Here is a 12,597-nt window from a genome sequence, read left to right as displayed (position 1 = left end):
GACAACATTAAACTTTAAATCGACTTTTAATAGATATTCATATAGAAATGAGGAGTGGCAAAATGGCTTTAACAGCAGGTATTGTTGGCTTGCCTAATGTAGGTAAATCAACATTATTTAACGCAATTACTCAAGCGGGAGCAGAATCAGCAAACTATCCGTTTTGTACGATTGATCCGAATGTGGGCATCGTAGAAGTCCCGGATCACCGATTAAACAAATTAACAGAGCTTGTTCAGCCTAAGAAAACAGTTCCAACTGCATTTGAATTTACGGATATTGCTGGGATTGTTAAGGGTGCTAGTAAAGGTGAAGGATTAGGAAACAAATTTTTAGCAAATATTCGTGAAGTAGATGCTATCTGTCAGGTAGTACGTTGTTTTGAGGATGAAAATATTACTCACGTTTCTGGTAAAGTGGATCCAATTGATGATATCGAAGTCATTAACTTAGAGTTAATTTTAGCTGACTTAGAGTCCGTTGATAAAAGAATTAGTCGAGTTGAAAAAATGGCTCGTCAAAAAGATAAAGATGCAATGATTGAGTTAGAAATTCTATCAAAGTTAAAAGAGGCCTTTGAAGCAGGAAAGCCTGCACGTACTGTGGAATTCACTGAAGAGCAATTGAAAATAGCTAAAGGTTTACACCTTTTAACCATTAAGCCTGTTCTTTATGTGGCAAACGTAAGTGAAGAGGATATAGTAGACCCAACTGAAAATGAATATGTGAAACAGGTTCGTGAATTTGCAGCGAAAGACAATGCAGAGGTTATTGTCATTTGTGCCAAAATTGAGTCTGAAATTTCAGAGCTTGACGGCGAAGAAAAAGCCATGTTCTTACAAGAGTTAGGTATAGAAGAATCAGGTCTTGACCAATTAATCAGAGCAGCATATAGCTTACTTGGACTAGCTACTTATTTTACAGCTGGAGTTCAAGAAGTACGTGCGTGGACATTCCGCCGTGGAATGAAAGCTCCGCAATGTGCTGGAATTATTCACTCTGATTTTGAACGTGGTTTTATCCGTGCCGAAACCGTTTCCTATGATGATTTATTAGCAGGAGGAAGTATGACTGCCGCTAAGGAAGCTGGAAAAGTACGCTTAGAAGGTAAAGAATACGAAGTAAAAGACGGAGATGTCATCCATTTCCGATTTAACGTATAAATAACACAGGAGCCCCTTATTAAGGGGCTTTTTATTAATCTTAATGGTAACATTGCGTTTGAGGAATAGTTATGCTATAATTTTTTCTTGTGAGTAATGTAAATTGCTCCTTGCCCAAATGGGCCGTTTAGACCAAAAGGAGGTGACAGTGATGAGAAAGTACGAAGTTATGTACATCATCCGCCCAAACATTGAAGATGAAGCGAAAAAAGCTCTAGTTGAGCGTTTTAGTGGAATTTTAACTGACAATGGTGCGGAGATCGCAGAAGCGAAGGATTGGGGTAAGCGTCGTCTTGCATATGAAATCAATGATTTCCGTGATGGCTACTACCAATTAGTGAAAGTTAACGCAGCTCCTGCAGCGGTAGAAGAATTCTCTCGTTTAGCTAAAATCAGCGAGGATATTATTCGCCACATTGTAATTAAAGAAGAAGAATAAGACTATTTGACGATAGATACTTCTAGCATGAACGTTTCACGTGAAACAAGTTAGAAGGAAGGAGTTGGTTCTGATGATGAATCGCGTTGTTTTAGTTGGACGATTAACAAAAGACCCTGAACTAAGATATACTCCAAATGGAGTCCCAGTTGCTACTTTTACACTTGCTGTAAATCGTGCATTTACGAATCAAGAAGGTAATCGTGAAGCGGACTTTATTAACTGTGTTGTCTGGCGTCGTCCTGCTGAAAATGTAGCTAATTTCTTGAAAAAAGGATCTTTAGCTGGTGTTGATGGGCGTGTTCAAACACGTAGTTATGAAGGACAAGATGGAAAACGTGTGTACGTGACAGAAATCTTGGCTGAAAGTGTCCAATTCTTAGAGCCTAAAGGTTCTTCTGCAGGTGCTTCTGGTGATCGCGGTGAAGGTGGTTATTATAATAATCCTCCAAGAGAACAGAGGGCGCCTTATAACAACAATCAGAATCAACAACCATATAACAACAATAACCAAGGTTTTACACGTATTGATGAAGATCCGTTTGCAAATAGTGGACAAATTGATATTTCAGACGACGATCTACCATTCTAATACGTTTATAAATGATACGGTTAATCAATAACGAAGGAGGGACTTATTATGGCAGGCGGAGGACGCAGAGGCGGACGTGCAAAACGTCGTAAAGTGTGCTATTTCACTTCTCATGGTATTACACGCATTGATTATAAAGAAGTAGATCTTCTTAAGAAGTTTATTTCTGAGCGTGGAAAAATTTTACCACGTCGTGTAACTGGTACAAGTGCAAAATACCAACGTAAATTAACGATCGCGATTAAACGCGCTCGTCAAATGGCTTTATTACCATACGTAACTGGTGAGTAAACCATATTTCAAGCAGTGAGGAGATATCCTTGCTGCTTTTTATTTTAGTTCAAAGATAGATAAAGTTGAACGAACTTTCATTAGCCAGTAAAATAGGTTAGATAAGAACTTGAAAGTGATTCCGAGGTGAAACATGAATAATACACGAAGGTTAACTGAAGGGGCCGTTTTATTAGCCATTTTTGCCGTCTTACTTCTAATAACTATATTTGTACCATTTATTGGGACAATAAGTATTTGGTTCTTACCTTTACCATTTATTTATTTTGCATGGAAAAATGATGTAAAGAATATTACCGTATTCCTTATTGCTTCCTTTTTTATAACGCTAATCGTAGGAACAATTAAAGCCATTCCGTTAGCTTTTTTGTTTGGATTAACAGGGGTTACGTTAGGCTATTTCGTTCAAAAGAGAAAGAGCAGAATCGTTACATTGATGGCTGGGTCGATGGCGTTTCTAATAAGTTTGATCATCATTTATGGGGCTGCTGTCATTCTCTTTAAAATAAATTTCTTAGCAGACTCCATGGATTTATTAAAAAAATCATTGGATACATCGTTTCAACTATTAGAGTCAATGGGGAAAGAAAAAGATGCAGAAAAACTAAAGAGTCAAGTTGAACTAATGTTAAACATGTTTGATTTGTTACTTCCTAGCTTGCTCGTTATGAGTTCATTCACACTTGTCTTTTTTCTACAACTGATTCATTTTCCTATTTTAAAAAGATTTGGGCTGAACCCAGTAAAATGGACTCCTTTTCGTAATTTGTCTTTACCCCGAAGTATACTTTGGTATTATATAATTACCATTATTTTATCAATCCTTTTAAAGCCTGAAGAGGGTAGTTATGTGTATCTGGCTATCTGGAATGTAGCCTTTATTTTGCAAAGATTATTAGTCCTACAGGGTCTTTCCTTAGTTTATTTTGTTAGTCATTTAAAAGGATGGCCACTGGTTATTCCAATTGTGGTCACTGTCATCACACTAATTCAACCTTTGATACTTTATATTATTATGATATTAGGTATAATTGATTTAGGGTTTGAATTTAGAAAGAGAATATTTAAAAAATAAGTTTGATTCTATTTTGCCAACGATTTAGCAAGAAGTTTTTTTACTTAATAGGAGCTGAAAAAATGCCTCAATATTTAGAAAAGCGTTCACTCCGCTACCTATTATATGGGTTAATAGGATTAACCATGATTTTGCTTAGTATTTTAACCCTTTATAATTGGATCATTGGGCTTGTTGGATTCATCCTTATGTTTATCCCTTTCTACTTTATTTTTAATGTAGATCATAAACAAAGGAAAGAAGTCGAAGAATACATATCTACTTTATCCTACCGAGTAAAAAAGGTAGGCGAAGAAGCATTAATGGAAATGCCAATTGGGATCATGTTGATTAATGATGACTATTTTATTGAATGGGCCAATCCTTTTTTAGCCTCTTCCTTTGATGAAGATACGTTAGTAGGAAGATCTCTTTATGATGTCGCTGATGTCTTGATCCCACTAATAAAACAAGAAGTGGAAACGGAGACGATCTTGATTCATGATCGAAAGTTTAGAGTAATCCATAAACGGGATGAACGCCTTCTGTACTTTTTTGATGTGACTGAGCAATCGGAAATAGAGAAAATGTACAATGATGAGCGAACGGTTATTGCGATTATTTTTCTAGATAATTATGATGAATTAACTCAAGGTATGGACGATCAAATGAGAAGTAGTCTTAATAGTATCGTTACTTCGATTTTAAATAAGTGGGCGAATGATAATGGAGTTTTCTTAAAGAGAGTATCCTCTGAGAGATTTATTGGTGTATTTAATGAACATATTTTACATCAGCTAGAAAGAGGGAAATTTTCAATTCTAGATGAAGTGAGAGAAACCACAGCCAAACAAAACGTGCCTTTGACGTTAAGTATTGGTGTGGGTGCAGGGGTTACATCCTTACCTGAATTAGGGACCCAAGCTCAATCTAGTCTTGATCTAGCATTAGGTCGTGGTGGAGACCAGGTGGCGATTAAACAACCAAATGGTAAGGTTAAATTCTACGGTGGTAAGACAAATCCGATGGAAAAAAGAACAAGGGTCCGCGCAAGGGTTATTTCACATGCACTGAAGGAATTAATCTCAGAAAGTGACCAAGTTATTGTGATGGGGCATAAAAACCCTGATATGGACGCCATTGGAGCTGCAATAGGTATACAAAAAGTAGCAGAAATGAATCAACGAGAAGGCTTTATCGTCATGAATTTCCACGAAAATGATACCGGCGTTAGACGATTGATGGAAGAAATTAAAGGTCATGAGAAATTATTCTCAAGGTTTATTTCTCCAGAACAAGCGTTGGAAATAGCAACAGATGATACATTATTAGTCATTGTTGACACGCATAAACCATCGATGGTTATTGAGGAGAAAATTTTAAACAAAATAGATAGAGTAGTGGTAATCGACCATCATCGTAGAGGTGAGGAATTTATTGATAATCCAATCCTTGTCTATATGGAACCATATGCCTCTTCAACGGCAGAATTAATCACTGAACTGCTAGAATACCAACCTAAACGTGGTAAAATTGAAATGCTTGAGGCCACTGCCCTCTTGGCAGGAATTATCGTGGATACGAAAAGCTTTACCCTACGAACAGGGTCAAGAACCTTTGATGCCGCATCATATTTACGAGCACAAGGAGCAGACACCGTTCTAGTCCAAAAATTCCTGAAAGAAGATGTAAATATGTATGTACGAAAAGCAAAACTGATTGAATCAGTCGAGTTTTTCTATGATGGGATTGCCATTGCTAAAGGGAAAAACAGTGATGTATTTGATCAAGTTATTATTGCTCAAGCGGCAGATACATTGCTAACGATGGATGGTGTTCAAGCATCATTTGTCATATCCAATCGAAGTGATCATGTAATAGGAATTAGTGCTCGTTCACTTGGAGGGGTTAATGTTCAAGTGATCATGGAAAGCCTTAACGGTGGCGGGCATTTAACCAATGCAGCTACTCAGCTATCTGATATTACGATAGAAGAAGCGGAACAGAAACTTAAATCCGCCATTTCAGATTATATTGAGGGAGGAATAAAAGAATGAAAGTCATCTTTTTAAAAGACGTTAAAGGTAAAGGAAAAAAAGGCGAAGTAAAGAATGTAGCGGATGGCTATGCTCAAAACTTCTTAATTAAGCAAGGCCTTGCAGTTGAGGCTAATCAAGCAGCTGTTTCTACCCTAAATGCTCAAAAGAAGAAAGAAGAAAAAGTAGCAGCTGAAGAGCTTGAGGAAGCAAAAAAATTAAAGGTTGAATTAGAAAAAATTACAGTAGAATTAACAGCTAAATCTGGTGAAGGTGGCCGACTTTTCGGTTCCATTACGACGAAGCAAATTTCTGATGAATTACAAAAGAAATTCAACATTAAATTAGACAAGAGAAAAATGGAATTAAACGATGCCATACGAACACTTGGATTTACAAAGGTTCCCGTAAAATTGCATCATGAGGTTACAGCGACTTTAAATGTGCATGTAAAAGAAGGAAATTAATTTTTCGTCCACAGGACAGTGAAACATGTTAGAATGAATGATAGACATTAAAGGAAATGTGATCGGTTATGGCTGGTCACATTTTTTCTTATGATAAAAGATTCCTCTATTGAAGGAGGTTTTATAGATGAGTGATTTATTTGCCGATCGTCTTCCCCCACAAAATGTGGAAGCCGAACAAGCCGTACTTGGGGCGATTTTTCTTGAACCTTCCGCTTTGACAGCAGCATCAGAAATTTTGATACCTGAAGATTTCTATCGTGCGGCACATCAAAGAATTTTTAATGCGATGTTAACTTTAAGCGATCAAGGAAAAGCGGTCGATTTAATTACAGTGACAGAAAATCTAGCTGCTGCAAAAATTTTAGAAGATGTTGGCGGTGTCAGTTATTTAACGGAGTTAGCTGGTTCTGTGCCGACTGCAGCTAATATTGAGTATTATGCAAATATTGTTGGGGAAAAATCACTCTTAAGACGTCTCATTCGAACAGCAACGGATATTGCTCAAGATGGGTACACGCGTGAGGATGAAGTTGAATCTTTATTAAGTGAAGCCGAAAAAAACATAATGGAAGTGGCACAGCGTAAAAACGCAGGCGCTTTCCATAATATTAAAGATGTCCTTGTCAGAACATATGACAACATTGAAACCCTTCATCAACGTAAAGGTGATATTACAGGAATTCCAACGGGGTTTGCTGAACTTGATCGTATGACAGCTGGATTCCAACGAAATGACTTAATCATTGTTGGAGCTCGTCCATCTGTAGGTAAAACTGCCTTTGCCTTAAATATTGCGCAAAATGTAGCGACTAAGTCAGGTGAGAATGTGGCCATATTTAGTTTAGAGATGGGTGCTGAGCAGCTTGTCATGCGTATGCTTTGTGCAGAGGGGAATATTGATGCCCAACGTCTACGTACAGGTACTTTGACGGATGAAGACTGGGGTAAATTAACGATGGCCATGGGGAGTTTATCCAATGCGGGAATTTTTATTGATGATACTCCAGGTGTAAGAATTAGTGATATTCGTGCCAAATGCCGACGTTTGAAACAAGAACATGGACTTGGAATGATTTTAATCGATTATTTACAGCTCATTTTAGGAAGTGGACGTAGTGGAGAAAATCGTCAACAAGAAATCTCCGAAATTTCCCGTTCACTGAAACAATTAGCTCGTGAGCTTCAAATCCCTGTTATTGCTTTATCACAGCTATCGCGTGGTGTGGAGCAGCGTCAAGACAAACGTCCAATGATGTCAGATATTCGTGAATCCGGAAGTATTGAGCAGGATGCTGATATTGTTGCCTTCTTATATCGTGATGATTATTATGATAAAGAATCAGAAAACAAGAACATCATTGAAATCATTATTGCGAAACAGCGTAATGGTCCTACTGGAACCGTGTCGCTTGCCTTTGTGAAAGAATATAATAAATTTGTTAACTTAGAGAGAAGATTTGAAGATATGGGAGCTTAGGAGATTAGTATCATACTAGTCTCTTTTTTGTTGTCTGTTTTTTTATAAGTGTTGAAAATGTGAAATCGGCGGATATAAATGAAGTTCAAACGGATATAATTTAATTTTAGTCGGATATATTGAAAAAAAGTCGTATAAATAATAGTTTGAGTCGGATAAGTTTGATGTACAGTCGGAACACTATTTGAAGAGGCTTATTGAATCGAATATTATTTAATAATTTACGAACGTATTTAATATTATATATAAAAATTGTTCGTGTTTCATTGACTTTAATGTACTCTTACTGTTAAACTATGTATGGTTTTAAACAAATAAATGACTTTTCCAATCTTTTGGAGGTGTATGGCGTGTCATCAGTAGTAGTAGTAGGAACGCAATGGGGAGACGAAGGAAAAGGGAAAATTACCGATTTCCTATCAGAAAATGCAGAAGTTATTGCACGTTATCAAGGTGGAAATAACGCAGGACATACGATTCGCTTTGATGGTGAAACGTATAAACTTCACTTAATTCCATCGGGTATTTTTTATAAAGATAAAATTAGTGTAATTGGAAATGGAATGGTTGTAGATCCGAAAGCACTTGTAAAAGAATTAGCTTATTTACATGAAAGAAATGTATCAACAGATAATCTTCGAATTAGCAACCGAGCTCATGTGATTTTACCATACCATTTAAAATTAGATGAAGTGGAAGAAGAACGTAAGGGCGCAAATAAAATTGGTACTACTAAAAAAGGTATTGGACCAGCGTATATGGATAAAGCGGCTCGAATTGGTATCCGAATTGCTGATCTACTTGATAAAGAAATATTTGAAGAAAAATTAATTCGAAACCTGGATGAGAAAAATCGTCTATTTGAACGTATTTATGAAACAGACGGGTTTAAATTAGAAGATATATTAGATGAGTACTATGAATATGGACAGCAAATTAAACATCTTGTTTGTGATACATCTGTCGTATTGAATGACGCTTTAGATGAAGGTCGAAGAGTTCTTTTTGAAGGTGCTCAAGGTGTCATGCTAGATATTGATCAAGGAACCTATCCTTTTGTTACCTCTTCAAATCCAGTTGCAGGTGGCGTAACGATTGGTTCTGGTGTTGGTCCGACTAAAATTAAGCATGTAGTTGGTGTTTCCAAAGCTTATACTACACGTGTTGGAGATGGACCTTTCCCTACGGAACTAAAAAATGAGATTGGTGACCATATTCGTGAAGTAGGAAGAGAATATGGAACAACAACAGGACGCCCACGTCGTGTAGGTTGGTTCGATAGTGTAGTCGTTCGTCATGCTCGCCGAGTAAGTGGGATTACAGATCTATCTTTAAATTCAATCGACGTGTTAACAGGAATTGAAACATTAAAGATTTGTGTTGCGTATCGCTATCAAGGCGAGTTAATTGAAGAGTTTCCAGCAAGCTTGAAGGTATTAGCTGAATGTGAACCTGTATATGAAGAGTTCCAAGGCTGGACGGAGGATATTACAGGCTGCAAGTCATTAGATGAACTGCCAGTAAACGCTCGCCACTATTTAGAAAGAATTAGCCAATTAACAGGAATTCCTCTTTCCATTTTCTCTGTTGGACCAGACCGTGTCCAAACAAATGTGGTAAGAAGCCCTTGGCGCCAAAATTAATAAGAAAAGCGGAAGCGCCTTGGTAGCCCCGATAAAGAAGACTGGTCTATTGGCGAGAGTAACGAAGTCAGAGACCTAGTCGCACTTATGCAAACCGTTTTCTGGTTTGCCAAGCAAATGCTTCGACACCCGGAAAGTCGTTCTTTGACTTTTTGGGTGTCGAACATTTGACCTCGAGGTCGACAAGAGCGCGTAATCTTACTTACTCTTTTGAAAGGAAGTGGAGAAAACTTTACTCCACTTCCTTTTTTATTAAAATGTTAAAAATTTTTATTAAAAAAGGGTTGCTATTTATTCAATTACTGTGATAATATAAAAAGCGTCGTCATCGAAGGTATTTTTAATAATACTAAGTTATAAAAATACGAGCCATTAGCTCAGTTGGTAGAGCATCTGACTTTTAATCAGAGGGTCGAAGGTTCGAGTCCTTCATGGCTCACTTTTACTACTATTAAGGCCCATTGGTCAAGCGGTTAAGACACCGCCCTTTCACGGCGGTAACACGGGTTCGAATCCCGTATGGGTCATTGGCAATTGGTGGTTAGCGAGTGACTGGCAAGGACAGTTTCCTTGCTAACTACCATATACATAATTTAGGTTCCGTGGTGTAGCGGTTAACATGCCTGCCTGTCACGCAGGAGATCGCGGGTTCGATTCCCGTCGGGACCGCCATTTGATATGGCTCAGTAGCTCAGTCGGTAGAGCAAAGGACTGAAAATCCTTGTGTCGGCGGTTCGATTCCGTCCTGAGCCATCAAAAAAGAGGTTGATTCTTTAATGAATCAACCTCTTTTTTAAATCTTATTTATGAAGCGTTTGAAAGTTTCTTGTCATTCTGATGTTTAATATTACCTCCAACCTTTTTGCGGAGGAAAGGTATGACGTAATGGTCCAGTCCAAACTTCCCAGCATTGTATCCTGCTACCAAAATTATCATACCCATTATGATGTCTGTAGGATTATGAGAAACTGTGCCAGAAAGTAAGAATGAGAAATTCATAACGATTGCGAAGAAAGCGGCAGCAGTTGTAAAACATCCAAGGATAAGACCTAAACCGACTAAGAATTCCCCCCATGGTATTAATACATTAAATAGATCAGCATTAGGAAGGGCGAAGCCTTCTAGAAATGAAGTCCACCAACCGTATACGACTCCATCAGGACCTTTAACAGGGTTAGCGACTGCTCCTTGTAAAAAACCGCTAGCATCAAAACCATCTGAAATTTTATGGAAACCTGCAGTTAGCCACTGATATCCAAGAAACAACCGAATTACTGTCAATAGAGCAGCTGATACAGTATTCTCTCTTAACCATTTCATTAACATGAAAATCGCTTCCTTTCAATCAATTATTAATATATTGTTTACACCATTAATATATCAAAATAAATCAAAAGAAAAACGAATTTGTGAACTATTTCACAAATCTGTAAAAACAAATTGACAAATATTTGAACAATGAATACAAATTGGAACAAAAGAGAAAACAGTCAAGTTGTTAAATATTTTGAGGCAAAGCTTATAACTTCCATTAAATCATAGAGCTGAGCGAAGTCTGTTATCTTTGTAATATAATTGTAATATTAGGACAAGCCCTTTTAGTTTGACTCTGACACTTGTCCTATTTCATACTAATGAAAGTAATTCCTTATAGCTAGTCAGATAGGAAGCTTTAGTAGGATGAATTTACCATATATGTGTTGTAAATTTATTTTATAAAACTCCCATTTAATTTCCAATATCAGTAACAAAATGTCAGTTTTTATACATTTTTGTTACATTATAGAGACTAGTAAACTTTTTTCCTACTTTTATGGTAAAGTGGAGAAGTGCTAAAATTGCAGTAATATTTCAAATATAGTTATATAGCACTAGATTACGAGAGAATAAATGGCTTCGTAGTTTAGGAGGAACGCTTAAATGTCAATGAATCTTTTCAATAAATTGAGTAAATTGAATAAAAAAATAACAAATATAAAGCTATCCAATATTAAAAAGGTAGCCTTTACTTCGTTATTTGCTACATCTATTGCTTTTGGATATTCTTCAAATTCTTTAGCGGGTGCAGGTTTAACTACTGTTTATTATGTTTATTTAAATAATGAATACATAGGTACTATTTCAAATAAGAATGTTTTAAATAAAGTAGTGGAAGATAAAGTTGAGCAGTTAAAAGAAGTTTATAAAAATAAAGATATAGCAGTAGGTTCACAATTATCCTATATACCTGAACAAGTTTTTAGATCTACTGCAAATGATCAATCTGTAATAGATAAAATTCAAAATGATTTAAAGCCTCTGGCAGATGCAGCTGCAGTTGTCATAGGAGATAAATCTGCTGTCTATCTTGAGAATGAAAAGATGGCGCAGGAAGTTGTTCAAAGTTTAAAGTTACAGTATGTATCAAAGGAACAATTGGAGGAGCTTGAGGCTAGACAAAAGTCACCGAATGTTTCTTTAGTTCCATTAAAAGAAAATGAGTCTCGATTATTAGACGTTTCTTTCTCTGAAAATGTTTCAGTTAAAAAAGAAAAAATCACCCCTGATAAAATTTTCACTGTGGTAGAAGCTTTAAAGTATATTAAAAAAGGAACTTTGGAGGAAGTGAAGTACAAAGTTCAAGATGGGGATGTTTTAGGAACGATCGCGAGTGACCATAACTTAAAATTAGAACAATTATTAAATTTAAATCCTGGTTTAACAGAAGATTCAGTAATAAAAATAGATCAAGAACTTAATGTGACAGTTCCAAAACCATTAGTGAGAGTAATGGTTGAAAAAGAAGTATATTTGAAAGAAGAAATTCCATTTGAAAGACAAGTACGAGAAAATGCTGATATGTATAAAGGAGACACAAAGGTTCAACAGGAGGGTAAAGTAGGTTTACGAGCTGTTAACTATGTGGTCTCTGAACAAAATGGAAAACCAGTTAAAAAACAAGTAATCAAAGAGGATGTTCTAGTAGCTCCTTTCAATCATATTGTGTTAAAGGGGACGAAAGTAATTCCTTCTCGTGGTGAAGGAAGCTTTAGTTGGCCAACATCAGGTGGTTATATTTCAAGTAATATGGGCTACCGTTGGAATAAAATGCATAAGGGAATAGATATTGCGAGACCAAGTAATTACACTATTAAAGCTGCTGATAATGGCATTGTTGTTTTTGCAGGCTGGGATGGTGGTTACGGTAAAAAGGTGGTTGTCGATCATCAAAATGGATATCGCACTGTTTATGCTCATTTATCTGCTATTGATGTGAATGTCGGTCAAACTGTTCCAAAAGGTTCTGCCCTTGGGCAAATGGGATCTACGGGTGACTCTACAGGCACACACTTACATTTTGAAGTCTATCGTAATGGTGCTCTAGTCAATCCACTAAATTACATAAAATAAAATTTTAATGAGTCTCTAGAATATCTAGAGGCTCTTTTCATT

The 12,597-nt window shown here is 36.6% G+C and carries 11 protein-coding genes and 4 tRNA genes; 14 read left to right on the top strand and 1 reads right to left on the bottom strand.

The annotated features are described in order from the left end of the window. Positions 1–62: 62 nt before the first annotated feature. From ychF to ACFSO7_RS06670, 13 genes are all read left to right on the top strand, one after another. The gene (gene ychF / locus ACFSO7_RS06730) at positions 63–1,163 is read left to right on the top strand and encodes a redox-regulated ATPase YchF (protein ID WP_377876516.1); all 1,101 of its coding nucleotides are present in this window, start codon (positions 63–65) and stop codon (positions 1,161–1,163) included. Between the two features lie 151 nt (positions 1,164–1,314). Then, positions 1,315–1,602: a 30S ribosomal protein S6 gene (gene rpsF / locus ACFSO7_RS06725; protein ID WP_377876514.1), complete on the top strand. Its 288-nt coding sequence runs from the start codon at positions 1,315–1,317 to the stop codon at positions 1,600–1,602. A gap of 73 nt (positions 1,603–1,675) precedes the next feature. Further along, a complete protein-coding gene (ssb, locus tag ACFSO7_RS06720) occupies positions 1,676–2,194 on the top strand; it encodes a single-stranded DNA-binding protein (RefSeq protein ID WP_377876512.1) in 519 nt (172 codons plus the stop codon). Between the two features lie 48 nt (positions 2,195–2,242). Continuing rightward, positions 2,243–2,485, top strand: a complete 243-nt coding sequence (gene rpsR / locus ACFSO7_RS06715) for a 30S ribosomal protein S18 (protein WP_230497304.1) — start codon at positions 2,243–2,245, stop codon at positions 2,483–2,485. A gap of 133 nt (positions 2,486–2,618) precedes the next feature. Further along, positions 2,619–3,560: a YybS family protein gene (locus tag ACFSO7_RS06710; RefSeq protein ID WP_377876511.1), complete on the top strand. Its 942-nt coding sequence runs from the start codon at positions 2,619–2,621 to the stop codon at positions 3,558–3,560. 62 nt (positions 3,561–3,622) lie between these two features. Beyond that, a complete protein-coding gene (locus ACFSO7_RS06705; RefSeq protein ID WP_377876510.1) occupies positions 3,623–5,596 on the top strand; it encodes a DHH family phosphoesterase in 1,974 nt (657 codons plus the stop codon). After that, entirely contained in the window at positions 5,593–6,042 is a 450-nt protein-coding gene (gene rplI / locus ACFSO7_RS06700) for a 50S ribosomal protein L9 (RefSeq protein WP_377876508.1), read from the top strand. The genes ACFSO7_RS06705 and rplI overlap by 4 nt, the downstream gene beginning before the upstream one ends. Before the next feature lie 127 nt (positions 6,043–6,169). Further along, positions 6,170–7,522, top strand: a complete 1,353-nt coding sequence (gene dnaB / locus ACFSO7_RS06695; protein ID WP_377876506.1) for a replicative DNA helicase — start codon at positions 6,170–6,172, stop codon at positions 7,520–7,522. Positions 7,523–7,872: 350 nt separating this feature from the next. Beyond that, entirely contained in the window at positions 7,873–9,165 is a 1,293-nt protein-coding gene (locus tag ACFSO7_RS06690; protein ID WP_377876505.1) for an adenylosuccinate synthase, read from the top strand. 366 nt (positions 9,166–9,531) lie between these two features. Then, positions 9,532–9,604 (top strand) — tRNA-Lys (locus ACFSO7_RS06685). Between the two features lie 16 nt (positions 9,605–9,620). After that, positions 9,621–9,692: transfer RNA gene (locus tag ACFSO7_RS06680), tRNA-Glu, on the top strand. A 69-nt stretch (positions 9,693–9,761) separates the two neighbouring features. Further along, positions 9,762–9,837 (top strand) — tRNA-Asp (locus ACFSO7_RS06675). A gap of 8 nt (positions 9,838–9,845) precedes the next feature. Further along, a tRNA-Phe gene (locus tag ACFSO7_RS06670) sits at positions 9,846–9,918 on the top strand. A 51-nt stretch (positions 9,919–9,969) separates the two neighbouring features. Here the strand turns inward: ACFSO7_RS06670 and ACFSO7_RS06665 are convergent. Next, positions 9,970–10,491, bottom strand: coding sequence for a DoxX family protein (locus ACFSO7_RS06665; RefSeq protein WP_377876503.1), 522 nt, complete (start codon positions 10,489–10,491; stop codon positions 9,970–9,972). 594 nt (positions 10,492–11,085) lie between these two features. On the opposite strand from ACFSO7_RS06665, the gene ACFSO7_RS06660 reads away from it, so the two are divergent. Beyond that, the gene (locus tag ACFSO7_RS06660) at positions 11,086–12,555 is read left to right on the top strand and encodes a peptidoglycan DD-metalloendopeptidase family protein (protein ID WP_377876501.1); all 1,470 of its coding nucleotides are present in this window, start codon (positions 11,086–11,088) and stop codon (positions 12,553–12,555) included. Positions 12,556–12,597: the final 42 nt, after the last annotated feature.

The organism is Bacillus sp. CGMCC 1.16607 (assembly GCF_042683745.1).
Classification (GTDB): domain Bacteria; phylum Bacillota; class Bacilli; order Bacillales; family Cytobacillaceae; genus Pseudoneobacillus.
Note: the sequence above shows the minus strand (reverse complement) of the source record. Positions and strands in the feature narration are given on the sequence as shown.

Coding starts and splice junctions, on each gene's coding strand:
- rpsF (WP_377876514.1), top strand. CDS start 1,315: ATGAGAAAGTACGAAGTTATGTACATCATCCGCCCAAACATTGAAGAT.
- dnaB (WP_377876506.1), top strand. CDS start 6,170: ATGAGTGATTTATTTGCCGATCGTCTTCCCCCACAAAATGTGGAAGCC.
- ACFSO7_RS06710 (WP_377876511.1), top strand. CDS start 2,619: ATGAATAATACACGAAGGTTAACTGAAGGGGCCGTTTTATTAGCCATT.
- ychF (WP_377876516.1), top strand. CDS start 63: ATGGCTTTAACAGCAGGTATTGTTGGCTTGCCTAATGTAGGTAAATCA.
- ACFSO7_RS06705 (WP_377876510.1), top strand. CDS start 3,623: ATGCCTCAATATTTAGAAAAGCGTTCACTCCGCTACCTATTATATGGG.
- ssb (WP_377876512.1), top strand. CDS start 1,676: ATGATGAATCGCGTTGTTTTAGTTGGACGATTAACAAAAGACCCTGAA.
- rplI (WP_377876508.1), top strand. CDS start 5,593: ATGAAAGTCATCTTTTTAAAAGACGTTAAAGGTAAAGGAAAAAAAGGC.
- ACFSO7_RS06665 (WP_377876503.1), bottom strand. CDS start 10,491: ATGTTAATGAAATGGTTAAGAGAGAATACTGTATCAGCTGCTCTATTG.
- ACFSO7_RS06660 (WP_377876501.1), top strand. CDS start 11,086: ATGTCAATGAATCTTTTCAATAAATTGAGTAAATTGAATAAAAAAATA.
- rpsR (WP_230497304.1), top strand. CDS start 2,243: ATGGCAGGCGGAGGACGCAGAGGCGGACGTGCAAAACGTCGTAAAGTG.